25 protein-coding genes are annotated in these 25,751 nt (G+C 59.8%); 3 read left to right on the top strand and 22 right to left on the bottom strand.

From position 1 onward, the window contains the following. Nucleotides 1-2: 2 nt before the first annotated feature. The 19 genes from AK829_RS02980 to aspS all read right to left on the bottom strand — a co-directional run bounded on the left by AK829_RS02980 (nucleotide 3) and on the right by aspS (nucleotide 19,665). On the bottom strand, nucleotides 3-1,055 hold the full coding sequence (locus AK829_RS02980) for an ABC transporter permease (protein ID WP_052204115.1): 1,053 nt from the start codon (nucleotides 1,053-1,055) through the stop codon (nucleotides 3-5). Then, nucleotides 1,052-2,050: a substrate-binding domain-containing protein gene (locus tag AK829_RS02975; RefSeq protein WP_052204113.1), complete on the bottom strand. Its 999-nt coding sequence runs from the start codon at nucleotides 2,048-2,050 to the stop codon at nucleotides 1,052-1,054. The genes AK829_RS02980 and AK829_RS02975 overlap by 4 nt, the downstream gene beginning before the upstream one ends. Nucleotides 2,051-2,139: 89 nt before the next feature. Next, on the bottom strand, nucleotides 2,140-2,841 hold the full coding sequence (locus tag AK829_RS02970) for a hypothetical protein (RefSeq protein WP_052204109.1): 702 nt from the start codon (nucleotides 2,839-2,841) through the stop codon (nucleotides 2,140-2,142). Between the two features lie 146 nt (nucleotides 2,842-2,987). Continuing rightward, nucleotides 2,988-3,839, bottom strand: coding sequence for a PPK2 family polyphosphate kinase (locus tag AK829_RS02965; RefSeq protein ID WP_052204107.1), 852 nt, complete (start codon nucleotides 3,837-3,839; stop codon nucleotides 2,988-2,990). Nucleotides 3,840-3,848: 9 nt separating this feature from the next. Beyond that, on the bottom strand, nucleotides 3,849-4,328 hold the full coding sequence (nusB, locus tag AK829_RS02960) for a transcription antitermination factor NusB (protein WP_052204105.1): 480 nt from the start codon (nucleotides 4,326-4,328) through the stop codon (nucleotides 3,849-3,851). Beyond that, on the bottom strand, nucleotides 4,328-4,891 hold the full coding sequence (gene efp, locus AK829_RS02955; protein ID WP_052204104.1) for an elongation factor P: 564 nt from the start codon (nucleotides 4,889-4,891) through the stop codon (nucleotides 4,328-4,330). The genes nusB and efp overlap by 1 nt, the downstream gene beginning before the upstream one ends. Nucleotides 4,892-4,933: 42 nt before the next feature. Then, nucleotides 4,934-6,025: a M24 family metallopeptidase gene (locus AK829_RS02950; RefSeq protein WP_052204102.1), complete on the bottom strand. Its 1,092-nt coding sequence runs from the start codon at nucleotides 6,023-6,025 to the stop codon at nucleotides 4,934-4,936. A gap of 2 nt (nucleotides 6,026-6,027) precedes the next feature. Beyond that, the gene (aroQ, locus tag AK829_RS02945; protein WP_052206350.1) at nucleotides 6,028-6,474 is read right to left on the bottom strand and encodes a type II 3-dehydroquinate dehydratase; all 447 of its coding nucleotides are present in this window, start codon (nucleotides 6,472-6,474) and stop codon (nucleotides 6,028-6,030) included. Between the two features lie 16 nt (nucleotides 6,475-6,490). Then, nucleotides 6,491-7,573 (bottom strand): 3-dehydroquinate synthase, encoded by a 1,083-nt coding sequence (aroB, locus tag AK829_RS02940; protein ID WP_052204100.1) that lies wholly within the window; start codon nucleotides 7,571-7,573, stop codon nucleotides 6,491-6,493. Nucleotides 7,574-7,608: 35 nt separating this feature from the next. Then, nucleotides 7,609-8,163, bottom strand: a complete 555-nt coding sequence (locus AK829_RS02935) for a shikimate kinase (RefSeq protein ID WP_052204098.1) — start codon at nucleotides 8,161-8,163, stop codon at nucleotides 7,609-7,611. Next, nucleotides 8,164-9,390 carry a chorismate synthase gene (aroC, locus tag AK829_RS02930; protein WP_052204095.1) on the bottom strand — a complete coding sequence of 409 codons (1,227 nt, stop codon included), beginning with the start codon at nucleotides 9,388-9,390 and terminating at the stop codon, nucleotides 8,164-8,166. It abuts the gene before it with no gap. A 23-nt stretch (nucleotides 9,391-9,413) separates the two neighbouring features. Continuing rightward, nucleotides 9,414-9,803: an A24 family peptidase gene (locus AK829_RS02925; protein ID WP_052204093.1), complete on the bottom strand. Its 390-nt coding sequence runs from the start codon at nucleotides 9,801-9,803 to the stop codon at nucleotides 9,414-9,416. Nucleotides 9,804-9,816: 13 nt separating this feature from the next. Beyond that, nucleotides 9,817-10,626 (bottom strand): shikimate dehydrogenase, encoded by an 810-nt coding sequence (locus AK829_RS02920; RefSeq protein WP_052206349.1) that lies wholly within the window; start codon nucleotides 10,624-10,626, stop codon nucleotides 9,817-9,819. 15 nt (nucleotides 10,627-10,641) lie between these two features. Beyond that, on the bottom strand, nucleotides 10,642-11,790 hold the full coding sequence (gene mltG, locus AK829_RS02915; RefSeq protein WP_052204091.1) for an endolytic transglycosylase MltG: 1,149 nt from the start codon (nucleotides 11,788-11,790) through the stop codon (nucleotides 10,642-10,644). Then, nucleotides 11,787-12,281: a Holliday junction resolvase RuvX gene (gene ruvX / locus AK829_RS02910; protein ID WP_052204089.1), complete on the bottom strand. Its 495-nt coding sequence runs from the start codon at nucleotides 12,279-12,281 to the stop codon at nucleotides 11,787-11,789. Before ruvX ends, mltG begins: the two co-directional genes overlap by 4 nt. Before the next feature lie 188 nt (nucleotides 12,282-12,469). Beyond that, a complete protein-coding gene (gene alaS, locus AK829_RS02905) occupies nucleotides 12,470-15,139 on the bottom strand; it encodes an alanine--tRNA ligase (protein WP_052204087.1) in 2,670 nt (889 codons plus the stop codon). Between the two features lie 57 nt (nucleotides 15,140-15,196). Continuing rightward, nucleotides 15,197-16,555, bottom strand: coding sequence for a replication-associated recombination protein A (locus AK829_RS02900; RefSeq protein WP_052204086.1), 1,359 nt, complete (start codon nucleotides 16,553-16,555; stop codon nucleotides 15,197-15,199). 20 nt (nucleotides 16,556-16,575) lie between these two features. Beyond that, nucleotides 16,576-17,829 carry a protein kinase family protein gene (locus AK829_RS02895; RefSeq protein ID WP_052204084.1) on the bottom strand — a complete coding sequence of 418 codons (1,254 nt, stop codon included), beginning with the start codon at nucleotides 17,827-17,829 and terminating at the stop codon, nucleotides 16,576-16,578. A gap of 18 nt (nucleotides 17,830-17,847) precedes the next feature. Then, nucleotides 17,848-19,665 carry an aspartate--tRNA ligase gene (gene aspS, locus AK829_RS02890; protein ID WP_052204082.1) on the bottom strand — a complete coding sequence of 606 codons (1,818 nt, stop codon included), beginning with the start codon at nucleotides 19,663-19,665 and terminating at the stop codon, nucleotides 17,848-17,850. A 103-nt stretch (nucleotides 19,666-19,768) separates the two neighbouring features. On the opposite strand from aspS, the gene ypfJ reads away from it, so the two are divergent. Genes ypfJ through AK829_RS02875 form a run of 3 tightly spaced genes read left to right on the top strand, consistent with a single transcriptional unit; the run spans nucleotide 19,769 to nucleotide 22,865 of the window. After that, the gene (gene ypfJ, locus AK829_RS02885) at nucleotides 19,769-20,686 is read left to right on the top strand and encodes a KPN_02809 family neutral zinc metallopeptidase (RefSeq protein WP_052204080.1); all 918 of its coding nucleotides are present in this window, start codon (nucleotides 19,769-19,771) and stop codon (nucleotides 20,684-20,686) included. Nucleotides 20,687-20,705: 19 nt separating this feature from the next. After that, complete coding sequence (locus AK829_RS02880) at nucleotides 20,706-21,428, top strand: CBS domain-containing protein (protein WP_052204078.1); 723 nt, start codon at nucleotides 20,706-20,708, stop codon at nucleotides 21,426-21,428. A 36-nt stretch (nucleotides 21,429-21,464) separates the two neighbouring features. After that, nucleotides 21,465-22,865 (top strand): L-serine ammonia-lyase, encoded by a 1,401-nt coding sequence (locus tag AK829_RS02875; RefSeq protein ID WP_052204076.1) that lies wholly within the window; start codon nucleotides 21,465-21,467, stop codon nucleotides 22,863-22,865. Between the two features lie 12 nt (nucleotides 22,866-22,877). On the opposite strand, the gene AK829_RS02870 is transcribed toward AK829_RS02875, so the two are convergent. The 3 genes from AK829_RS02870 to hisS all read right to left on the bottom strand — a co-directional run bounded on the left by AK829_RS02870 (nucleotide 22,878) and on the right by hisS (nucleotide 25,748). Then, entirely contained in the window at nucleotides 22,878-24,077 is a 1,200-nt protein-coding gene (locus AK829_RS02870; protein ID WP_052204074.1) for a type II toxin-antitoxin system HipA family toxin, read from the bottom strand. A gap of 11 nt (nucleotides 24,078-24,088) precedes the next feature. Further along, nucleotides 24,089-24,397 (bottom strand): helix-turn-helix domain-containing protein, encoded by a 309-nt coding sequence (locus AK829_RS02865; protein ID WP_052204071.1) that lies wholly within the window; start codon nucleotides 24,395-24,397, stop codon nucleotides 24,089-24,091. Between the two features lie 73 nt (nucleotides 24,398-24,470). Continuing rightward, the gene (hisS, locus tag AK829_RS02860) at nucleotides 24,471-25,748 is read right to left on the bottom strand and encodes a histidine--tRNA ligase (RefSeq protein ID WP_052204069.1); all 1,278 of its coding nucleotides are present in this window, start codon (nucleotides 25,746-25,748) and stop codon (nucleotides 24,471-24,473) included. Nucleotides 25,749-25,751 lie beyond the last annotated feature (3 nt).

The raw sequence follows: 25,751 nt of genomic DNA, 5'->3' as shown, positions 1-25,751 counted from the left end.
CCTTAGCGCCCCTTCGTAATCTTTGCGAATGACGTGTTGGTCAGCACCGCGAACAGCAGCATCGCGCCAAGGAAGAACTTAAACCAGTCCGGGTTCCAGCCGGCGTAGACAATGCCCTGGTTAGTCATGCCGAAGATCAGCGCACCGATCATCGTGCCAACCGCTGTGCCGCGCCCGCCTTTCATCGCACAGCCGCCTATCACTGCAGCGATGATGTAAAGGAACTCATTGCCCACACCCTGGCCAGCTTGGATTGAGTCAAAGGCAAACAACGTGTGCATGCCTACGAACCAGGCGGCAAAACCGACCGTCATAAACAGCACAATCTTGACCATGCGCACAGGCACACCGACAGCGCGCGCAGCCTCCTCATCGCCGCCCACGGCGGTAATCCAGTTGCCAAACTTCGTGCGGAAGAGCACGAAAGACGCAATGGCCACAAAGAGCAGCCACCAGATAACCGTCACGCTGATGCGCACGCTGCCGATGTAAAAGCTTCCTGCGAAAACAGTACGGGCTGAGGCGAAGCCTTCCATATCTGCAATCGACGGGGTTGCCACCTGGCCGGTCACCAGCTTGGTCACCGCCAGGTTCAGTCCCTGCAGCATCAAAAACGCCGCCAGGGTGATCAGGAAGCTGTCAATGCCAGTTCGAGTGACCAGGATGCCGTTGAGCGCCCCGATCGACAGCGCGATGACCAGCGCTAAGCCCGCCCCCACCCAGGAGTTCAAATGCAGGTTGTAGTTAAGCATCGAGGCAGCCAGCGCGGCCGTGGTCACCGCAACGCCGGATGACAGATCAAACGCGCCGCCAATCATGAGCAAACCCACGGCCAAGGCAACAATGCCCAGCGTGGAGCTGGCGTACAAAATGGTCGCCATCGCATCAAACGAGCGAAACGCGGGAGCGACGGCGAGGAACAGGCTCAAAATGACCAGGAAGCCAAGCAGGCTGGCCAGCTCCGGCCGGCGAATCAACTTAGCTAACCCGGTGTGGCTTCGGAGACGATCATCAGCGCCTGACTCTTTCGATTCATCTTGAACGGCAGTGATCATCGAAGACCTGCCTTCGCAGCCTCAGCGATCTGTTCCACATTGTCCTGGTCCACAAAGCTCGGACCCGTGTACACCGGCTGGCCGCCGCCGAAGGTGCCGCCGTTGCGCTTAGCCACCCACAGCGAATCCACCGCAAGGTAGCCCTGCAGGTACGGCTGCTGGTCCACAGCCCACGCCACACGGCCGTCTGCAATAGCGTCAACCAGCTCAGCGTTGGTATCAAACGTGACCACCTGCGCCTCAGATCCGGACTGCTTGACCGCCTCCGTTGCGCGCATCGCCACAGGGGCCTGCAGGGCAAACACCGTGTCAAAGGTCTTGTCCTGCGAAAGCTTGGAGCTAATCGTTGACTGCACCGAAGTCAGGTCTTGGCCATTGACATACAGCAGTTCAACCTCCCCACCAAGGCCCTCTTTCACACCGTTGCAGCGCGCCTCCTGGGAAGAGTTGCCCTGCTCATGGATAACGCAGAGCACCTTGGATTTCCCTTCCTCTTGAAGACGCTCACCTGCAGCCGTACCAGCAACAGTCTCGTCCTGGCCGAAGAAGCCAGTCAAGCCGTACTTGGTGTATTCGTTCATGCCAGCGTTCAAGCCAACAACCGGAATGCCCGCGTCAACGGCGTTCTGAGCTGCAGGCCCAATGGCCTCAGCGTTAGGCAACGTAACGGCAATGCCATCAACATTTGCGTCCACAGCAGAGCGCACCAAGTTTGCCTGGTTCGGTGCCTGCGGATCAGAGGAATAACGCAGCTCAATATTGTCCTTCTTGGCCGCGTCTTCCGCACCCTTTCGTACAAGATCCCAATACGTGTCACCTGGCGCACCATGGGTAACCATCGCCACAACATAACGCGGGGTGTCTACCCCACCGGCGGTCTCGCCACCGGCCTCACCCTCACGCGGCGCGCCCCCCGTGGACGAGCAACCCGCCAACGTCAAACCGACCGCGGCCACCATTGCCGCCACTTTGTACAGCTTAGAGATTTTTTTCACTCACCCAGTGTGCCCGCTCACAGGCAAAAACCCTGCATCCCCACCGCTCTTTACCGATTAAGTAGCCGGGCCCCAGGTTGTTTAGCGCCTTACTTCAGGTCAGACAATCCTGGCCCCACCGGCTGCTGATCAAACAGCGGTGTCAGCAAAGTCATGGCTTCCTTCATGTCCTCCACATCCTGGGCGTCCCCCTTGGAATAGCGGAACATGTACGTGGTCGCCGAAGCATTGCCGAAACTGGTTGAGCAGAAGAACTGACGCAAGTCTGCCTCCGGGTGCTTGGCGCACGCGAAGTAGCGATCGCCCACCGTGAACTCGAATTCATCCCACGGCAGCACCTCTTCCCCGTCACGCACCTGCTGTGCTTGGTAGCTTTCAGCGTGCAGCGTGCGTTCATCCTGCGCGCCCGTCTTCGGGTCAGCCGGGCACGGAACCTGCCCCAGCTCTTCGTCGTAGTACGAGACCCCGACGGAGAATTGCTCAGTGCCACTTCGGTAGTACTTATTCCAACCCTCGTCCATCTGCGTGCTGAAGTCTGGGTCATAGGGCAAGCCCACGAGCTCTTCCGGCATCTGGTCCAAGAGCGCCTTGATGCTCACCTCTGTGGCACAAATATCGGGGTCTGGTGCGTCTTGGGCTTCGCTAGTATTGCCACTACTCAGCTCGGTAGTGTTCTGCGTGGTGTCCTCGGCCCCGCCGCCACCTTCGGCGTTCTGCGCGCTGTCCGAACATCCCGCCACCGTCAGTGCCGTTGCCGCCAATACTCCTGCAATTGTTTTCGCCTTGCGCATTCGCCCTACTTCCCTCGCCACGACTCGCCGTCTGAGTCGTGCAATGTGATGGAAAAGATCGTGTGCCCGCAAGGCTACACACGTGACGCTCCCGGTTCCTTCGGACGCATCACGAAAGCCCCAGGAGCTGGTGGGATTAGGGGTCTCTAGGACTCCGCGAGGCGCTTGAGCTCGACCTCAGGGTTAAAGTCAGCCTTCGGCCACTCAAGATCCAATGAATCCAGCGCATCAGCAAGCAAGGTCTTGACCACTGCGCGGCAGTACTTCTTATTGTCTGACGGCACGCAGTACCACGGCGCAACATCTGTTGACGTACGCGTCATGGCGATCTGGTAGGCCGCCATAAACTGAGACCACAGCTTGCGGTCTTCAATGTCACCCGGGTTGTATTTCCAGTGCTTCTTGGGGTTTTCAATTCGCTTACGCAGGTTCTCAGCCTGAAACTCACGCGAGATGTGCGGCATGATCTTGATGATCTTCGTGCCGCGGGCCGCGAGCTCCGCCTCAAAATCCACAATCGCGCCGTAGCGACGCTCAATCTCCTCAGGCGGAGCCATCTGCTTGACGCGCTGCACCAACACGTCTTCATAGTGCGAGCGGTCAAACACAGCAATCTGGCCGGGCTTGGGCAGGTGCGGCTCAAAGCGCCACAAGAAATCGTGTGCTGCTTCCTCTTCAGTCGGGCGACCAAAAGCCTTCACATGCACGCCTTGGATGTCCATCGTGGCGCCAATGACGTGGCGCACAATGCCGCCTTTTCCGGCGGTGTCCATACCTTGGAGCACCAGAAGCACCGATCCGGCTTGCTCATTGCCGGCGCGACCGTTTGCGTAGAGCTTCTCCTGCAGCTCATCTAGCTCATCGTCTCGGTCGTTGAACACCTCAGCCACGTCGTCCGCGCCAGAGAGCCCGGGCGTAGACGCCGGATCAACATCATCTAGCTGGAAGTTGGGCCCAACGAAATGCGATTTTGCTTCCTCAACGGTGAGCTTTGCCACTGCTTCTCCTTAGCTTTGGTCAGATTCTTCTACCGCATCGCCCGGTGCGTCCGGGGAGTTAGCCTGCACAATGCCATCCAACATCGCGTGAATGTACGGCGGAGCCTGGTTGCCGGAATACTCCGTGGCCATCTCCAACGCGTTAGCGATGGCGATAGCGGCATCAACCTCGTCGTTAAACAGAATCTCCCACGTAGCCACGCGCAAAATCTGACGATCGACCGCCGGCAAACGGTAGAGCTCCCAGTCACGGTCCAAGAAGCGCTCAATCTGATCATCAAGATCATCCAGACGCTCAGCGGCACCGCTGATGATGTCGCGCGTGTACTGTGCAACCGGCGCTACAGCGTTGTTGGGATTCCGTGCCAGTTCAACCCGGTCCTCAACAATCGCCACCGGGTCGATATCGCGGGTTTCCGCCTCAAACAGAATGTCTACTGCACGGCGACGCGCACGATAGCGCGCGCCGTGGCGCTTGTGATCAGGCATTAGTTGTTCACGCGGGAGAGGTACTCGCCCGTGCGAGTGTCAACCTTCACCACGTTGCCGGTCTCTAGGAACAGCGGCACCTGGATCTCAGCGCCCGTCTCCAGGGTGGCCGGCTTCGTGCCGCCAGTGGAGCGATCGCCCTGGAGGCCCGGATCGGTGTGCTCAATCTTCAGGTCAACGGAGATCGGCAGCTCACCAAACAGCGCCTCACCCTCGTGGAAGGAAACCTGTACGCGCATGTTCTCCAGCAGGAAACGACCAGCGTCACCGAACGCGTCCGTCGGCAGTTCGTACTGCTCGTAGGTCTTGTCATCCATAACAACGAAGCTGGTGCCATCGTTGTACAGGTAGGTCATATCACGACGGTCAACCGTTGCGGTGTCAACCTTCACGCCAGCGTTCCAGGTCTTGTCCACGGTCTTGCCAGAGACGACGTCCTTGAGCTTGGTGCGCACGAATGCAGGGCCCTTACCCGGCTTAACGTGCTGGAACTCGACGATCTGCTGCAGCTTGCCGTCTACCTTCAGCACAAGGCCATTCTTAAAATCGGCAGTAGTTGCCACGGGTTTTGCCTCCTTGGGACATTGCGATCAAACACCGCAATGCTACAGCACTATCAATTCCTTGGGGTAACTAGTGATGATGCGCGGCGCGCCGGAAGTGATGAACAAGGTGTCCTCAATACGCACACCACCCTCCCCCGGCAGGTAGATGCCCGGCTCAATGGTCAGTGTCATGTCTTCGCGCAGCACGCCTTCGCCGGTCTTTGCGGCGGACGGCGCCTCGTGCACATCTAGACCCACTCCGTGGCCTGTGGAGTGCACGAAATAGTCGCCATAGCCAGCGTCAGTAATCACCTCGCGGCAAGCAGCGTCAACATCAACAAGCGCGGTGCCCGGCGTGGATGCCTTCACACCCGCAAGCTGTGCGGCGAGCGTGACCTCATAGATCTCGCGCAGCGTGGCACTCGGCTCACCAATGGCAAAGGTGCGCGTCATATCTGAGTTAAAACCCAAACGGTGCATACCAAAGTCAATGGTGACCAGGTCACCCTTGGCCAGCACGCGGTCACCGGCGGAGTGGTGCGGCATCGCAGAATTCGGGCCCGAGGCCACGATCGTGTCAAAGCTTGGGCGCTCAGCACCGAGCATTCGCATGCGGAATTCCAAGTCCGCAGCAATATCGCGCTCGCTGCGGCCTTCTCGTACCCCACCGGCCTCCACCATTTCGGCCAGTGCCTGGGTGGCAAGCTCCGCAGCCTCTGCTAGGCGGGTCAGCTCCAAGTTGTCCTTGGTCAAGCGGATCTGCTCAATCACACCGCTTACCGGCACCAACTCAACGCCCTCAGGACAAGCAGCCTTCATGCGCTCCAGCTGCGCCACGCTGACGTAATCAGCCTCAAAGCCCACTCGGTGGCCCGGCACTACCGGGGCCAATAGCTCCTTGGCCAGCTGACGGGTAATCGTTGCCTCAATATCGGGCACTTCGCTGGCAATCTGGGTGGTGTATCGGCCGTCCGTAGCAATGGCCGCGCTGCGGTCTTTGGAAACCAACAATGCAGCGTTAGAGCCGGTGAACCCGGATAGGTAGCGGACGTGCGTGATGTGGGTGACCAGCATGTCATCCACCCGCTTGGCCGCAAGTTCAGACGCCAGCTTCCGCCGACGCGTGTCAAAACGAGTATCTGCCATTCCCATGGTTATGCCTCCTTATTTGCCCGTGCCACCAAGTGTTCCAGTGCCAGGGTGTAGCCGTGCACACCGAGGCCTGCAATCACACCGATAGCAATCGGGGAAAGATACGAGTGGTTCCGAAACGCCTCACGCGCGTGGACATTGGAGATATGCACCTCGATGAACCCTGCACCGTCAGCCACCTCAGCCAGCGCGTCGCGCAATGCCACTGACGTGTGCGTCCAGCCTCCTGGGTTGATAATCACCGGCGTCCGATCGTCAGCCGCCTGATGGACCCATTCAATCATCTCGCCTTCGTGGTTGGTCTGTTTAAAGTCAACCTCTGCCCCAAGTTCGGCAGCACGAGCTTTTAGTTGCTTTTCGACGTCCACGAGACCCACCCTTCCGTAGACCTCGGGCTGCCGCTTGCCCAGTCGATTCAAGTTAGGGCCATTGAGTACGACAATCTTCAATGAGTCTGCCATTGGTTTATGCCTCCTCTACCTCTACCTCTACGGCTGTAGCGGTAATTGCCTCGTAGGCGGCGCGCATTTCCTCCACCGTGGCGTCTTCAAGCCTGGTGCACGATCCCATGCCGTTGAGTACTACGAAGCGAATGCGGCCGTCACGGTTCTTCTTGTCACGGCCCATTCCCTGGTACAGCTCATCAAACGCATCAGCGTCGTAGGTAGTGGGCAAGCCAACTGCGGATAGGATCTCGTGGTGGAGGGCAAACAGGGCCTCATCAATCAATCCCCTATTCTGGGCGAGCTTTGCCGCAAACATCATGCCCACAGCTACCGCGTTGCCGTGGCGCCACGTGTAATCTTCCCGAAGTTCAACCGCATGCCCCAGCGTGTGGCCATAGTTGAGGATTTCGCGCAGGCCTGACTCCTTCAGATCCTGGCTCACCACATTGGCCTTGACTGCCACGGAACGGGTAACCAGTTCCTCCCAGTGCGCGTCGGCGCCGTCGCGGTAGAGCTCCAGAATCTTCGGGTCCGCAATAAACCCCGTCTTGATCAGCTCAGCAGAGCCGGAGATGATCTCTTCTTCCGGCAAGGTGTGCATGCGCTCAAGGTCAATGAACACGGAATCAGGCTCATGGAATGCACCGACGAGGTTCTTTCCTGCCTCTGTGTTGATGCCGGTCTTGCCGCCAACCGCCGCATCCACCATGGCAAGCAGCGTGGTGGGCACCTGGATGACCTTGATGCCACGCATCCACGCGGAGGCCACAAACCCAGCCAGGTCGGTTACCGCTCCACCGCCAAGACCGATAACTGCATCCTGGCGCGAAAAGCCACGGGCTCCAAGCATGTCCCACAGCTCACCGGCGACGGTGAGCGTCTTTGCATCTTCAGCATCGGGCACAGGGGCTAAGACGGCCTGGATGCCAAGCGCCTCAATGTCGTGGGCTACACCGCGGGCGACCGCGCTCAGCGGCTGCTGGTGAATAATGGCCACTTTGCGCGCGCCAATGTCTTTTACTCTTCCGGCAACCTCGCCGGTGATGTCATAGCCGATGTGGATGTTGTACGGGCTTTGTCCCGTCACCTGGATCATTGGCATCGCGTTAACCCCAACCTATTGTGTGCTTGTTGTGCCTATTCAGTATCGATAAAACTCAAGACTTCAGCCACCACCCGCTGCGGCGGCCGCGAATCCGTCCGTACGCGGTGATCCGCTACTTCACGGTAGAACGGTTCACGCGTAACTAGCAGGTTGCGGTAGTGCTCGTGCGGGTCATCTGCCTGCAGTACGGGCCGCGATGTGTCTTCTGCGGTACGGCGGATGCCCTCCTCTGCAGTGACATCGATCCACACCACCGTGTGGTTCTGCAAGAGGGCGCGGGTGGATTCAGTCAGCACTGCTCCACCGCCAAGGCTGACCACGCCGCCCGTAGCCAACGCACGTGCTACGTAGTCTGCTTCAACCTCGCGGAAACGCTCTTCACCCAGTTCGCTGAAGATTTCGCCGCAGGACTTGCCTTCGCCCTGCTCAATCAACGTGTCTGAATCCACTACTGGCAGGTTCAGGGCACTGCCCAACCTACGACCAATTGTGGATTTTCCTGCACCGGGCGGACCAACCAGGACAACGCGCGGGGAAGAATTCACAACATGCGGCGGCTCCGGAGCCGCGATCGTGGCTTCAGACATCTAGTTCTCTCCCTCTTCGGAGTCGGCGAATGCAAGGCGCGTAGACACGTACTCCTTGTAGGAGTTGATATTGCGCTTGACCTCGTCCAAGCTGTCTCCCCCAAACTTTTCGGTAACAGCGCGGGCGAGCACCAGAGCAACCATGGCCTCGGCGACGACGCCACCGGCTGGCACTGCGCACACGTCAGAGCGCTGGTGGATACCCGTTGCGGCACCACCAGTCGACATATCCACCGTCTTAAGCGCACGCGGCACCGTAGAAATCGGCTTCATAGCTGCGCGGACGCGCAGCTGCTCGCCGTTGGTCATGCCGCCTTCCAGGCCACCGGCACGGTTGGAGAGACGACGCAACTGTCCGTTTTCACGCACCATTTCATCGTGCGCTGCGGAGCCGCGACGGCGAGCTTCCTCAAAGCCGTCACCAATCTCCACGCCCTTGACACTCTGGATGCCCATCAGCGCGCCAGCAAGCTGAGCATCCAAACGGTGCTCACCGGAGATGTGGGAGCCAAGCCCAATCGGCAGACCATCCACAATCACCTCAACAATGCCACCGAGAGTGTCGCCAGCCTTCTTCGCCGCCTCAATGCACGCCACCATGTCAGCCTCCGCGTCCTTGCCAAAGGCACGCACCGGAGAAGCGTCAATGGCATCAATGTCTGCAAACGCCGGAGACTCCCCCTCATACGGCGCGGACTCACCGATGGAGACCACGTGGGAGAACACCTCCACCCCCAGCGTTTCACGCAGGAAGCTACGCGCGACAGCACCAGCGGCAACGCGCGCTGCAGTCTCACGCGCTGAAGAACGCTCTAGGACCGGGCGCGCAGAATCAAAGCCGTACTTCACCATGCCAGCAAAGTCAGCGTGCCCCGGGCGGGGGCGCGTCAGTTTCGCACCGCGGCCAGAAGCCAGTGCCTTGGCAACCTCCGGATCCGATTCATCCACCGGCTCCGCGCTCATGATGGTGGTCCACTTCGGCCATTCAGTGTTGCCAATCTGGATGGCAATCGGGCTGCCAATCGTGCGCCCATGCACAACACCAGTGAGCAAGGTGAGCTCATCAGCCTCAAACTTCATACGCGCACCACGGCCGTAGCCGAGGCGGCGGCGAGCTAGCTGGTGGCCAATCTCGTCCTTGGTCACCGGCACCCCAGCCGGCAAGTTTTCAATAAGCGCTACCAGCGCCTGTCCATGGGATTCCCCAGCGGTAGTCCAACGAAGCATTGCAGCATTGTCTCACACATGCGCTAAGAAAACGCACAGACTGCTACAAGACACCACGTTGAAATAATCATCGACGGTCCATGCGCTACCGTTTTACGCCTCAAAACCAACGATATACCTATGGTGAGCAGGGACGATAGCGCAATAGCCGCGATAACCCCGCCGATGCCGCCCATCGCGGCCACCACCACCCCAAGTGGAACCGCAAGCTTGATGTCACCCCCGCCGATGCCACGCCCAAACGCCAGATAGGCCAACCCCCACAACAACCCCCACGCCCACTGCGGGTGCACCAAGCACGCGCCGAGTGCCAGCACTGCGGCTGGAAGGGTGAGGATGTTGGGAAGGGTGTTACGCCATGCGTCGATAAGCAGAAGCCCCAGCGACCATACAACAAATACCCCGAACCCCATGCCGGGGATTCTATCAGCGCTGAACGTGTGCGAACAGGGCCTCGCGCATCTTTTCACGCGGGGCCTCAACCCCAGTGAACTGCTCAAACTGGGAGTAAGACTGCCCGGCCAGCATGGATAGCCCGCCAACAGCGTGATACCCGTTGGAAGCGGCGCACACCGCAAGCGGTGTCGGCCAAGGGTCATAGATCACATCCAGCACCGGCGCATGCGCAAGTGCCGGAACATAGGGCTCGATGCCTGCCGACGGCACCGTGGAGACCACCACATCCGCAGCCATAGTGATCTGTGCAATATCAGTACCCTCAAAAGGAACAAACGCAGCGTCCATCCCCTCAGTCAACCCAGCAAACTCATCTGCGCGGTCAGAGCGGTTCAAGATAGTCACCTGCTTCGCACCGAGCTGGCGCAACGCCCACACAGCAGGGCGAGCCGTACCACCTGCCCCCACCACCACAGCAGTGCGAATCGGCGCGCCACGCATCAGCTCTTCCAAGGCGATCAGCAGACCTTCGCTGTCCGTGTTATCCGCACGCCAAGACTTGTCGCCAATACGTACAAGCGTGTTCGCCGAGCCGATCTCGCGCGCACGATCAGTCACTTCATCAGCAAACTCAAGCGCTGCGAACTTCGCGGGCATGGTCACCGAGAAACCGCGGAAGGACTCGTCTGCCCCACCCACAATGCGTGGCAAATCCTCTGCCTTGCAATCAAAACGGGTGTATTCCCAGTTGTCTAAGCCGGTGGCTTTAAAACCCGCCGTGTGCAGGACCGGTGAAAGCGAGTGCTGAATGGGAAAACCCAGTACGGCTGCGCGCAACATATTCATCGTGCCTGCCTAGCGCTGGGAATCCAGCACGCCGCTTTCAATTGCGCGAACCGTATCGGCCATGTGCTGCTCAAACGTGTCGTTGAACACCGTGGTGCCGTCCTTATCCACGGTGACAAAGAACAGCCAGTTGCCCTCGGCCGGGTTCTCCATTGCCTCAATAGCCTCGATCGACGGCGACGCGATCGGCGTCTCCGGCAAGCCGTCCTTGGCGTAGGTATTCCACGGGGTCACACGCCCACGGTCCTCATCCGTGGTCGCCACCTCTACAGACGGCAGCCCGTAGTTCACAGTGGAATCAAACTCAAGGCGCATCGGCGCATCCAGGCGGTTCAAAATCACGCGGGCAACCTTGTCAAACTCACCAGCTGGGGCTTCGCGCTCCACCAGGGAGGCCGCAATCAGCAACTCATACGGCGACATACCGACTGCTGCTGCGCGTTCGGTGATTCCCGTTGCCTCATACTGTGCTGCAGAGCGGGTAATCAGGTCAGTCAGAATATCTTCTGCACTTGCACCCGGATCAATGATGTACTCGCCCGGAGCAATAAGGCCCTCGAGGCGCTTTGCATCACCTGCGCGCTGCGTAACCTGCTCACGCGCCCACTCCGGCACACCAAGAGCTGCAGGATCCGCGTTCGCCGCAACCTTGTTCAGCTGCTCAATATCCACGCAGCCGCTCATATTCGTGCCACCACAGGTGACGTCCTGAATCATGGACAAAATACCGAAGCGGGTCTGCCCACCAAGCACGTTGATGTCCATCAGCGTTGCACCGCCGTAAACCTTCAGCGGGGTGATCTTATTGGCGTCATTCACAAGCGCCGCAACCGCAGCCTTAGCGCTCATCTCACCCTGCAAGCGGTAGAAACCTGGGTGGATGTTGTCCGCGTCAGGGTTGTTCGCCGCCGCGGCCTGGAACGCGCTATTAGAAGCAACAATGCCGCGCTCCTCCAACTCAGGACCAAGAGCAGAGATAGTCGAGCCTTCAGGGATCTGCACGATCTCTTCCACGCCATTACCCTCCCCGGTAAAGTCCCTGGAACCGCTACCTCGTGACACAGCGATCACGGCGATCAGCCCGATAATGAGCAGGATCGAGGCGATAAGCACGGCGATGCTGCGCGTCTTGCGCTGTGCGCTTCGTCGGGTGGTCACGATTCGTTCTCCTTCAGATTGTTGTTGCGCCCATCTAACCAAGATTGGAGGATCTCCACAGCCGCCGCTTGGTCAATAAACTTGCGCCCCTGCTTCTCAGAAGTGCCAGCGGCACGCATTGCAGACGCAGCGACGACGGTAGTGAGCCGCTCATCCGCCATCCGCACTGGCAAACCTGTGCGCCGGCGGATGCGAAACGCGATCTCCTTGGCATGTTTGACGCTGTTACTGCCGTTGCCTTGCAAGTCACGCGGCAGCCCAACTACCACCTCTACTGCTTCATACTCACTGGCCAGCTGAACAAGACGGTCAATATCTTCACCATCACGGTCCTTGAAACCAGTGACGCGGGAAACAGTTTCTAGAGGCGTTGCCATACGCGCGTCACGGTCAGAGACAGCCACTCCGATGCGCACCGTGCCCACATCCACGCCTAAACGGCGGCCGGGGCCCGGGTCATCCACACCAGGTGTGTCTGGCTCTACCTTCATCGCATTGATCCTTCAACTGTCTTTACATAGCGCTATTCAGCAGTGCTTGTTGGCAGTGTTTTTACTGGTGTTTTTACTGGTGTTTTTACCAGTGCCTTCCAAGCATTGCTGGTGCATTACCGACGCTAATGCGAAAACACGCCGAAGCGCACCCAGCGCTCGGCGTGTCACGTAATCAATTCGTTATCTTAAGCATCCAACTGCTCGCGCAACGCTGCCAAACCAGCATCGATGCCCTCTGGGTTGTTGCCAGAACCCTGGGCCAGGTCTGGCTTACCGCCGCCCTTTCCGCCCACGTGGGAACCAAATGCTGCGACCAGCTCACCAGCCTTGATGCCCGCGTCCACGGCCGCCTCAGTAGCGGCGATTGCGAATGCCGCCTTCCCGCCCGCCTTCGAGGCAAGCACCACCACAGCGTCGGCAGCGCCGAACTTGCCGCGGATGTCACTAGCCATCGTTCGCAGGTCACCGGTGTTAATCCCCTCCGGCAAGTGCACGGCTGCCAGCTTGCGGCCGTTAGCCAGCTCCTGAGCACCAGCAACAATGGCACCAGTGTTGGACAGCAGCTGCTGGCGGTGGAGGTTTTCTACTTCCTTCTCAGCCGCGCGCAAACGCTCAGTCAGCTGAGCAATGCGCTCCGGCAACTGATCAGTTGGGGTCTTCAATTCCGCAGCCAGGCCAGACGCCAACGCTGCTTCCTTGGAGAAGTAACGGAAGGATTCCAGACCGGAGTAGGCCTCAATACGACGCGCGCCAGAGCCAACCGAGGACTCACCCAGCACTGCAACCGGGCCAATCTGGGAGGAGTGGCTGACGTGAGTACCACCGCACAACTCGATAGAGAACGGGCCACCGATCTCCACCACGCGCACCTGGTCGCCGTAGTTCTCGCCGAACAATGCCATCGCGCCCATGGCCTTGGCTTCTTCCAGGCTGGTCTCAATAGTGTTAACGGCAAAGTCCGCATCCACCGCCTGGTTGGTAATGGTGGCAATCTCTTCCAGCTGCGCATCCGTCAGCTGCTCGGTGTAGTTGAAGTCAAAGCGCAGGTAGCCCGGCTTATTCAAAGAACCAGCCTGGACTGCGGTTGGACCAAGCACCTCACGAAGTGCTGCGTGGATCAGGTGCGTTGCGGTGTGTGCCTGGCGGGCACCGTGGCGCCACGCCTCATCCACCTCAGCAGTGACCGTCTGGCCAAGGTCAAGGCCGCCATTTTGCACCGTCGCCTTGTGCACCCAGAGCTTCTTGCCAATCTTTTGCACGTCATTGACGTTGAGTACGGTATCGCCCACAACGATGCGGCCGCGGTCAGCCATCTGGCCGCCGGCCTCGGCGTACATCGGGGTGACATCCAGGATCACCTCAACCTCATCGCCTGCGGTGACCTCGCCAACCTTTTCGCCGTCACGGACAAGACCGATCACATTCGCGCTGTGGGTGAGCTCATCAAAGCCAACAAACTGAGTCGGGTTGGCATCAACCCACTCGCGGTAGAGCGAGTCATCGCGGTTGCCCATCTTCTTGGCCTTGTTGTCGGCCTTGGCGCGAGCGCGCTGCTCCTCCATCGAGGCGTGGAACGCGTCCATATCCACGTCCAGGCCAGCTTCACGAGCCATCTCAAGCGTCAAGTCAATCGGGAAACCGTAGGTGTCGTGCAGCTCAAACGCCTGCTCGCCAGAAATCTGGGTGCCGCCCGCGGACTTCAGCGCTGCCGCGGTCTCATCAAAGCGGTGGGTACCAGACTCCAGCGTCTTAGAAAACGCGCGCTCCTCAGCCATGGCCACGCGCAGAATACGGTCGCGGTTATCAGCAATCTCCGGGTACGACGGCGTCATCGTATCCATGATCGTCTCCATCAACGGCTGCATCACCGGGCCGGTTGCGCCCAGCAGGCGCGCGGAGCGGATGATGCGACGCAGCAGACGGCGCAGGATATAACCACGACCCTCATTAGACGGGGTAACGCCATCCAGGATGATCATCATGGATGTACGCGAGTGGTCTGCAATCACGCGGAAGCGAACGTCATCAGCTGGGGTTCCAGCGTCATACTTCGTACCGCTGAGCTGCTCGGCCACGTCAATCACAGGGCGCAGCAGGTCAGTCTCGTAGACGTTGTCCACGCCCTGCAGGATGCAGGCCACACGCTCAATGCCCAGGCCGGTATCGATGTTCTTGTTCGGCAGCTCGCCGAGAATCTCAAAGCCGCCCTTCTTGTCGCCAGCGCCGCGGATGGATTCCATGAACACGAGGTTCCAGATCTCCATGTAACGGTTATCGTCCGCAATCGGGCCGCCCTCGTTGCCGTACTCCGGGCCACGGTCGTAGTAGATCTCAGAGCACGGTCCACACGGGCCGGGCACACCCATGGACCAGAAGTTGTCCTCCATGCCCATGCGCTGGATGCGTTCCGACGGCACGCCGATAACGTTCTGCCAAATCTGCGCCGCCTCATCGTCCTCAGTAAACACGGTTACCCACAGACGCTCCGGGTCAAGACCCAGGCCACCGTCTTCCACAGCACCAGTCAGCAGCGACCACGCGTGCTTGATCGCACCTTCCTTGAAGTACTGGCCGAAGGAGAAGTTGCCCGCCATCTGGAAGAACGTGTTGTGGCGGGTAGTAATACCCACTTCTTCAATGTCAAGGGTGCGCACGCACTTCTGAATCGAGGTAGCAGTGCCGTTTTCAAACGGCGGCGTCTGCTGGCCCAGGAAGTACGGCTTGAATGGCACCATGCCGGCGTTGACAAAGAGCAACGTCGGATCATCAAGAATCAGCGAGGCGCTGGGCACCTCAGTGTGTCCGCTCCTCACGAAGTGGTTGGTAAACCGCTCGCGAATCTCATGAGTCTGCACGACGTGCCTGTCCTTTCAACGAGAAAATCTCATAGCAAAATTACGTCCGGAAATACTCTACCCGCGACCCCGCACCATCCTGCGCAGCCGCCCAAGGTATTCACTGATCCGTTTCTCCGCACCGTGATTTGTCGGCTGGTAGTACACCGCATCTTCCAACCCCTCCGGGATGTACTGCTGCTCGACCACACCACGCGGATCATCGTGGGGGTACTTGTAGCCCACCGCGTGTCCAAGGGCTTTCGCACCCTCGTAGTGACCGTCACGCAAGTGCGGCGGCACCGGCCCCACCTTGCCCGCGCGCACATCGGCTTGCGCCGCAGAGATCGCCTCGATGACCGAGTTCGATTTCGGCGCCGTAGCCAAATGGATCGTGGCCTGTGCCAAGGTCAGACGCGCCTCCGGCATGCCGATGAACTGCACGGCCTGGGCTGCGGCCGTTGCAGTCTGCAGCGCGGTGGGATCAGCCATGCCAATGTCTTCCGAGGCGTGAATGACCAACCGACGCGCAATAAAACGCGGATCCTCACCCGCCTCAATCATGCGTGCCAAATAATGCAGCGCAGCATCCACGTCCGAGCCGCGAATCGACTTAATGAAGGCGCTGGTGATGTCGTAGTGCTGATCCCCATCGCGGTCATAGCGCACCACGGCACGGTTGACGTTGTTGCGGATCACCTCTTCCGTCACTTCCCCACCCTCGGGCACCGCCTCGGCGGCGGCCTCAAGATACGTCAAGGCACGACGTGCGTCGCCAGAGGCGAGGAGGGTGAGTTGGTTCAACGCTGCGTCGTCAAGCGAAATGCTCTTGGCAAGCCCCCGCTCATCAGCCACCGCACGGGTGAGCACCCCGCGGATATCCTCATCGCTCAGCGGCTCAAGCTTCAGCAGCAACGAACGCGACAGCAGCGGGGCAACCACGCTAAACGATGGGTTTTCCGTCGTCGCCGCAACCAGAAGCACCGTACGGTTTTCCACCGCCGCCAGCAGCGCATCCTGCTGGGTTTTGGAAAAGCGGTGCACCTCATCGATAAACAGCACCGTCTTTTCACCACGGGCAAGGTCGCGCCGCGCGGTATCAATCACGGCGCGCACTTCCTTAACCCCCGATGTCAGCGCGGACAGCCCAATGAAGTTCTGCCCCATCGTCGCCGCAATCAGCGAGGCAATCGTGGTTTTCCCCGTCCCCGGCGGCCCGTAGAGGATCACACTGGCTGCGCCAGAGCCCTCGATCAGGCGGCGCAGCGGTTTGCCCTCCCCCAACAGGTGACGCTGGCCGGCGATCTCATCGATCGTGCGCGGACGCATGCGCGCAGCCAGCGGCGCGTGCGGTCCAACTTCAAAGAAGCTGGAGCCCCTATTGCTTATCGACGCCCCGCCGACCTCACCATCCCCGAACAAACCCTCCTGTGCCATAGTGCAACCTACTTCAGTTACTACTTCAGTCGCTGCGCAACATCGCTGGCAAACTGGGAAATGACCAGGTAAGCAGTGTCACGGCCAGTACCGGCGTAAGCAGCAAGAGCGTTGAACGTCTCGTGCAGATCCTCACGGACAATGAGTTCCTCGTGACTGAACGGGCCTTCGCTTGCAGGACGCAACATGTCGCCACTGGAGATGCCAGCATCCGCGAATCCAAGCACGGACTCCGCAACCTCCTCGTTCACGTCCACGCCTGCGGCCGCAAACTCGGCAGCCAGCTCTTCATCCGTAGCCACCACCTCCGCAAGCGCCACTGGGTTGAGCACCGTCAAGCTAGACAGCGCCCACCCGATCATGCCTGCGGTGATACGCGCCTGGAGGGTGTCCTCGTGGTTGAGCAGCGGCCAGGTGCCACGGACTTCACGCAGCCAGGCCTCAATAAACGCACTGACCGCATCCTCGTGGTACGCACGCGGAGACAGATACAACGGGAACCCGGCGACCACAAACGCAACATCGAAGGTAGCGTCACGGAAACCGGCCCACTCATAGTCCAGAAACTGCGTCCCTGAATCCGTGTACATCACGTTGTCCGGGCTCAAATCAAACGGCGTAAACGCGCGCACACCACCGCGAAGCAGACGTGACTGCAGGTTTGAGGCAGTCACCTTCACCTCATTTGGCACCTCGAAGCCGGCCTGCTCAAGAATGGCCAGGCCCAAACGGATGCGGTGAGACAGCAGCCGATCACGCAACTGCTGGATCTTCTCCGCACCGGTGCGGGAACGCGTCATCCTTGCAAACAACGCGTTGTACTGCGCTTCCTTATCTGCCGTGCCGGTGTGCATCTTGCCAAGGGCCGTGCCCAAATTGCGCAGAATCTGCACGTGCTGGATGTCGTCAGCGCGTTCCAACATGGTCGCCAGCGTGTCAGCATCGCCAGCGTCCGAAAGAATGATCATCCGGGCGTCCAAGTCATAGCCCAACATCACTGGGCCAGGGCGCACGTCACTGCTTAGCGAGGTTGTGAATTGATAGGCCACGACCTCACGCAGAAACGCAGCATCATCAAACAGATTTCCCGTCTCCGGGGAGTGCTTCACCACTACCGTCCTGTGTTGTAGGAACGGGTTGGTAGCCACCTTCGCGCGGTACACACCGGCAACGCCGGAACCAGACAACGCAGTGACGTCGGTGAGCTTTTGGGCACCCCCGTAGCGCCGCGTGAGCACACTCTCCGCGGCGGAAATTACGGCATCGCGATCCATATTGGGTCTCTACCGGCGTTAGGCGTTGTCGCCGTCTGCCTTCTCTGTGGATTTTTCGGTGTTCTTCTTCGGCTTGAAATCCACACCCGTCTCTGCACGCTGTGCTGCCGGAATTGGGGCCGGCGCATCCGTCAACGGGTCAACACCGCCACCGGACTTCGGGAACGCAATAACGTCTCGGATGGATTCAAAGCCACCGAGCAGCGAGACGATGCGGTCCCAGCCGAAGGCGATACCGCCGTGCGGAGGAGCGCCGAACTGGAAAGCATCAAGCAGGAAGCCGAACTTCTCGTCTGCTTCCTCATCGGTGATGCCCATGACCTCAAACACGCGCTTCTGCACGTCGTGCTGGTGGATACGGATGGAGCCACCGCCGATCTCATTGCCGTTGCAGACAATGTCATAGGCGTACGCGAGTGCTTCTCCAGGGTTGTTCTCGAAGTTATCCATAAACTCCGGCTTCGGGGAGGTAAACGCGTGGTGCACAGCCGTCCACTTGGAGTGGCCCAGCGCCACGTCGCCGGAAGCCGTTGCATCCGCAGCCGGCTCGAACAGCGGCGCGTCCACAACCCAGGTAAACGCCCAGTCGCCTTCCTTGATCAGGTCCAGCTTGCGAGCGATCTCACCGCGGGCTGCGCCAAGCAGTGCGCGAGAAGACTTCGTGTCACCGGCAGCGAAGAAGATTGCGTCCCCCGGCTTCGCGCCAACGTGTGCTGCAATGCCAGCCTTTTCTTCATCGGTGATGTTCTTAGCCACAGGGCCGGTCAGCTCACCGTCTTCCTGAATCAGGATGTAGGCAAGGCCCTTCGCACCGCGCTGCTTGGCCCACTCCTGCCAAGCATCCAGCTGCCTGCGCGGCTGAGATGCGCCACCGTCCATCACCACGGCGCCCACGTACTCAGCGTTGAATACGCGGAACGGGGTGTCCTTGAAAAACTCGGTGCAGTCCACCAGCGGGATGTCAAAGCGCAGGTCCGGCTTGTCAGAGCCGTACTTTTCCATCGCCTCCTTGTAGGTCATGCGCGGAATCGGCGTCTGAATCTCGTAGCCAATGAGCTTCCACAGCTCCACCAAGATTTCCTCGGCCAGCTCAATGATGTCATCCTGGTCAACAAAGCTGGCCTCAACGTCCAGCTGGGTGAACTCAGGCTGGCGGTCAGCGCGGAAATCCTCATCGCGGTAGCAGCGAGCGATCTGGTAGTAGCGCTCCATGCCGGAGACCATCAGCAGCTGCTTAAACAGCTGCGGCGACTGCGGCAGTGCGTACCAGGAGCCCGGCTTCAAACGTGCCGGCACCAGGAAGTCACGTGCACCCTCCGGGGTGGAGCGCGTCAGCGTCGGCGTCTCAATCTCTACGAAATCGTGGTTGTCCAGCACGCGGCGTGCAGCCTGGTTTACCTTTGCACGCAGACGCATGGCGTTCGCCTGACGCTCACGGCGCAAATCCAGGTAGCGGTACTTCAGGCGGGTCTCTTCACCGACCTCGGTGGAGGAAGCATCCTCAATCTGGAACGGCAGCGCCGCCGACTTGTTCAATACGGTCAGCTCGGTGGCGTTGACCTCGATCTCGCCGGAAGCCAGGTTCGGGTTTGCAGAGCCTTCCGGACGTGGCTCCACCACGCCGGTGACCTTGACAACGAACTCACTACGCAGGTCGTGCGCAGCCTCCGCCACATCAGATTCGCGGAAGACAACCTGGGCGATACCCGAACGGTCGCGCAAATCGATGAAGATCACGCCACCGTGATCGCGGCGTCGCGCCACCCAACCGGTGAGGGTGACAGTCTGGCCGTCGAGGTCTTTGTTGAGGTTCCCCGCAAGGTGAGTGCGCAGCACGGTGTTTTCCTAGTCCTTCCAAAAGGCGTTAAAACTTATCGCGCAAGAGTCTACCGCGACCGTCTCAAGACATGCGCTTAGGTTGTTTGGCACAATGCAAGCCATGACGTTTAGAGGAGATGCCAGCCAAGGCGCAAGCGGGCGTGTGCAAACCAGTTCAGGTTCCCGTGGCGGACAGCGAGGCGGTTCAGGCGGCCTGCTTGCACTGCCGTTGTTGCTTGGCGGCGGTGGTGGCGGAACCATCCTTTTGATCTTGCTGGTGCTGCTCTTCTTCAACGGTGGCCTCGGTGGTCTTGGTCTTGGTGGTGACCAGCAGGGCCAGTACCAGTCGCAGGGCGACTACAACCTGGAGCACTGTGATCAGCCGAATGCGGCTAATGAGTATTCGGACTGCCTTGCCGCCGCGACGGTGCTGTCTGTTGATGATGTGTGGTCCCAGGTACTGCCGGCGCAGGCCAACTTGGAGTACCGCCCGGCAGGTATGCACATCTTCAAGGGCGAAGTGGCTTCCGGCTGTGGTTACGCATCTTCTGCAACGGGGCCGTTCTACTGCCCGCGCGATGAGACGGCGTACTTGGATGTGTCCTTCTTCGATCAGCTGCAGCAGCTTGGCGGCAGCGCAGGTCCCCTGGCTCAGGCATATGCCACCGCGCACGAGATGGGTCACCACATCCAGCACATCGAGGGCACCCTGGGTTTGAGCGACTACAAGAACCCTGGCGAGGACTCCGCTGCGGTTGCTATTGAGCTGCAGGCGGACTGCTATGCAGGCCTGTGGGCACATTACGCACAGCAGGGCGGCCGCTTGGAGTCTGTTTCAGACGAGCAGTTGCACGAGGCTATCCAAACCGCGCAGTCCATCGGTGATGACAACATTCAGCGTCGCTCCGGCGGCGAGGTTGACCCAGATGCGTGGACCCACGGTTCCTCCGAGCAGCGCGGCACCGCTTTTATGGCTGGCTACCAGACCGGCAAGATGTCTGCCTGCGACACCCTCAACCGAGGCGTGTACAACGACTAATTCGCGTACGCTCGCGGTCATGGCTGATTCACCAAATCGCGCCGTTGCATTCCTTGCCGCGTTCAATGACGTGGAGGGGTTTCTGCGCGAGGCCTTAGGCGCGAAGAAAAGCGACTCTTTTAAGTGGATGTGCTCCCAGGCAGCCAAGCGTGGGTTGATTACCTGGGAACAGTCCACTGATCTGAAGGAATACGCTGAGCTGCGCAATGCGATCAGCCACGGCGAGTACCGGGACTTCAAACCAATCGCGGAGCCGTTGCCTGAAACCGTCGCAGCACTCGAGCATCTTCGGGACGTGTTGCTCAAACCCGTCACCGCATTAGAGGTGGTGGGCCAGAACCAAAAGGTGGTCACCTTCTCCCCCGCTGATGCGGTTCGCGATGCGCTGCATGCGATCCGGGAGTCAGGCCACACACAGTTTCCGATTTACGACGGTGGCGTGTGCGTCGGCCTACTCACCACCAATGCCATTGCGCGTTGGATTGCAGTCGCCTTACAGGATGACGACACTATCGGTTCAACGTCTATCAGCGAGGCGCTTAAACTTTCCGGACAACACGACCACCCGGTGTTTCTGCCGCGAACCGCACCGGCAGCCGCGGCCATCGAAGCGTTGACTACACCGCTAAAATCTGGCGCACTGCCACGTGTGGCAATCATTACGGAGCACGGCAACGCTGACCAGCGCCCCATTGCCGTAGTCGGCCCAACGGACATTCCGGCACTTGCTGCCGTTACCTAAGCCCACAACCAACCCACCTTGGAGGAGGAAGTTTCAATGCCAACCAAGTCAGCAACTGTTAGCGTTCTTGATCTGTTTTCTATCGGCATCGGCCCGTCTTCCTCACACACGGTGGGCCCGATGCGCGCAGCCCAGGCGTTTGTGAGTACCCTGCCGCAGCTGCCGGCGAAGGTGCGCGTAGCACTTCGTGGCTCGCTTGCCGCCACTGGTGTTGGCCACGGCACCGACCGCGCGGTTCTGCTTGGCCTTGTCGGATACACGCCGACGACAACCAGCGCAGACATTTCGCCGAAACCCGGCGAAGAAATCCCGCTGACTGGCACCATCTCGGGTCCTGTCGGCAGCGTGGAGTATGAGGTGGAGTTCAACCCCCAGCCGGTGCCAGAACACCCCAACTGCCTTATTTTTGACGCTTGGGATGCCCAAGGCAACCAGCTGGCAGAGAACGTGGAGTACTTCTCCATCGGCGGTGGGTTCATCCTTGACCGTGCGGGCATGTCCGCGCATGAGAACGAAGCTGGCGTGGTTGCTGTCGCGCACGAGAAGACTGTGCCCTACCCCTTTGACACGGGTAAAGAACTGATGGAGCAGTGCGCCACGCACGGTCTAACCATCGCCCAAGTCATGCGGGCAAACGAGGAAGCCTTGCACGGCAGGGACGCTCTCAACGAGCACTTGGACGCCGTGTGGGACGTCATGCAGGAATGCGTTGCCCACGGGCTGAAAACCGAGGGCACACTGCCAGGCGGCCTCAACGTCAAACGTCGCGCGAATCGTCTCCACCGCCTGCTAACCGCGGAATATCAAGCGTCAACGGCCCGCGGGCTTGACGCGATGGAGTGGGTCAACCTGTATGCGCTTGCGGTCAATGAGGAAAACGCTGCTCACGGTCAGGTGGTTACTGCCCCGACGAATGGTGCGGCAGGCATCATCCCGTCGGTGATGCATTATTGCCGTGACTTCACCGACGATTTTGACCGCGACCGCGTGCACGAATTCTTGCTCACGGCAGGCGCTATCGGCGTCATTATTAAAACCAACGCCTCGATTTCGGGTGCGGAGGTTGGTTGCCAGGGCGAGGTTGGCTCGGCGTCATCCATGGCTGCCGCTGGTATGTGCGCCATCCTTGGCGGCACCCCGCAGCAGGTAGAAAACGCCGCTGAGATCGCACTCGAGCATAACTTGGGGCTTACCTGCGACCCTGTCGGCGGGCTTGTGCAAGTTCCCTGCATTGAGCGAAACGCCATCGGTGGTGTGAAAGCCATTAACGCGGCACGCTTGGGCAAGCTTGGCGACGGCACCAACATTGTCACCCTCGACGACGTCGTTGAAACCATGGCCTCCACTGGCCGCGACATGATGACGAAGTACAAGGAGACGTCTATGGGCGGCCTCGCTGTGCAGCTTGGTCTGCCGGTCAACATCATCGAGTGCTAGTCCAACTGGGCTCTACAAAACCTGCTCAATTTGCTCTTTTGCGTGCGTAAAGCGGTCCTCCATGACCGCCATACTGAATGCGTCCGCACCATGTGCGGTGGCTAATGCCGGCGCTTGTTCTAGGACGCTGCGCACCTGACGGAGCCATTCTGTGGTTTCGATATCGAGGGATACGCCGAAGAGGTCGAGTACTGCCGGCTCTGTGAAGTCTTCGAGGGATAGCTGCGACTTGCCGTCGAGTGTGAGCTCGTAGGCATCGCCGTCCCCAGGCGGGGTGGGGTTGACATCGAATACCGGTGATAGGACCCAGGACCCGCCATTCCGAAGAAAACCGTGGTTGCGGAGATGGTTGTCTACGTTGCCAACGAGGACCCCGAAAACGGCACGTCGCCATTGCTCGGTGGTATCTGCGCCACTGTATTGGGACCATTCAATGAGATCGATCCAGTCACCGCCGCCTCCGTCAACGGCTTGCAGCGCGGTCATTGCAGACATGTAGGGAATGCGTACCCCTGCAACGTCACGGTCGAAGCGACGCAGGAACAACACTGTGCGGTCCTCCCCATCGACAATAAAAGTGCGGGTTTCATGGGCAGGAACCTTTATTCCCACTCGCTGCATCAGCCCTAGTGTTGCTGCCTCCCATGCCATAACGTTCCACTGATCCCCGTGGGGTTTAGGAAACTTTGCAAGCCACAGCTCTTGCCCACGTCGGACATTGGCTTTGGGACGCGCACCGCCAAGCGATCCAGTCGCGCGGAACAATCTCCTCACATTGCGCTCGAGAATATCTCTGTCACCGCGCTGTACTTGATCAGCCGTGCGCAAAACCTCTACAAGTTCGTGCTCACCCGGAACGCCTTCGCCATCTGCGACCGCAACTCCATCGACCCAGAAGCGGGTCGCCCCTTGCCTGCCGTTGTCATTGACCCCAAGCAGCAGCGAAACCTCGTCCAGATTTCGCCCTGCTGCGCGCATGAGAACTTTTCGGCCCCATGTATCTGGCGCGGAGTCGCTAAACGGGTTTACTGGCAAGATTGGCTGTGGCCCTGAGAAAAGACCAAGCGCTGGAGCCAAGGAAAAGGCGTCCGGACGGGCCAAAAAGGAGGGTTCGTACGCAAACGACGCCGACGCTCGCGTGCGGTAAATATATCCAGCAAGGACGTCATTGTCGCCAATGACGGTGGTAACCGCAATCTTACTGTCGCCCACTACCTTCTCCCCTAGAAATCCGGTTTCGGGGTTCGAACCCGTTCGGGCAGCTGCTCTGCGGCCCGCAAGCGACCCACGTCTGTGAGATAGGGATCGCTTGCCGTGACCACGCGGTCGAGCAGTCCCAGCACGTTGAGGACCGCAAGCGTCGCGTCCAACCCGGCACCCTGCCCGTTTTCCAGCTTGCTCAGCGTGGTCGGCGAAATGCCAGCACGCTCAGCAACCATGCTGCCGGTAAGCCCCAGCAGCTTGCGTTGAATGCGAACATGCTCACCTATCGCGCGCATTCCGCGGCGAACGGGCGTCGGCGTGTATCTCATGCGCTTGACTTTAGCAACAGAAACCTAGCAGGAAAAGCAGTTATGTTACAGATTTTTGTTACTTAATCGCGTGCTAGGCCTGGACAGCCGCAGCAACCGCCTCCGCGTTCAGTGCAACCGTCACCTGGGAGTGGTCCGCGAGGTTCTTCACGGTAACCTCGCCGGCCTCCAGCTCGCGATCCCCCAGCACGAGTGCAAACTTGGCGCCAGCGCGGTCAGCGCCCTTCATCGCGCCCTTGAGCCCGCGGCCGCCGTAAGCCATGTCAGTGGAGATACCAGAAGCGCGCAGCTCATTGATCAGCAGCGCCATCCGCTCTTGGGCCTTTTCGCCAATGCCAACGCCAAAGACGTCTACGCGACGCTCAACGCCCTCAAGGACCACGCCCTCAGCTTCAAGCGCAAGCACCGTGCGATCCACGCCAAGGCCAAAGCCGATACCGGAGAGGTCCTGGCCGCCGATCTGAGCCATGAGACCGTCGTAACGGCCACCGCCACCGATGCCGGACTGCGCGCCCAGCCCGTCGTGGACGAACTCGAAAGTGGTCTTGGTGTAGTAATCCAGACCGCGAACCATGCGTGGGTTGATCACGTATTCCACGCCCATGTTGTCGAGCATTCCGGTGACGGCCTCGAAGTGGGTGCGACAGCCCTCACACAGGTGGTCCAGCATCAGGGGCGCATCCGCCATCATCGCGCGGACGTCTTCACGCTTGTCATCCAGCACGCGCAGCGGGTTGATCTCCGCGCGGTGGCGGGTCTCCTCATCCAGCGGCAGCGCGAACAGGAAGCTTTGCAGTTTCTCGCGGTAGGCCGGGCGGCACTCGCGGCAGCCCAGGCTGGTCAGCTCCAAACGGAAGCCGGTGAGCCCAACGGCACGGTAGCACCGATCTGCAAGCGCGATAACCTCAGCATCCAAGTACGGGTCATCCACGCCGATGGCCTCTACACCCACCTGCTGCAGCTGACGGTAGCGGCCTGCTTGCGGGCGTTCATAGCGGAAAAACGGGCCGTAGTAATTCAGCTTTACTGGCAGGTAGCCACGGTCCAAGTTGTGCTCGATTACCGCACGCATGACACCTGCGGTGCCTTCCGGGCGCAGCGTCACGGAGCGGTCCCCGCGGTCAGCAAAGGTGTACATCTCCTTGCTCACCACGTCCGTGGATTCGCCCACGCCGCGCGCAAACAGGGTCGTGTCCTCAAACACCGGCAGCTCAATGTGCTGGTAGCCGGCCTGGCGCGCCTGATGCGCAAACTCATCGCGCACACGAATAAACGTGGCGGATGCCGGGGGTACGTAGTCGGGTACGCCCTTGGGGGCAGACAGGGCCTTAAAAGAGTTCTGCTCAGTCACGGT

This window comes from Corynebacterium riegelii (assembly GCF_001263755.1).
GTDB lineage: Bacteria > Actinomycetota > Actinomycetes > Mycobacteriales > Mycobacteriaceae > Corynebacterium > Corynebacterium riegelii.
This window is presented reverse-complemented; position numbering and strand designations above follow the sequence as displayed.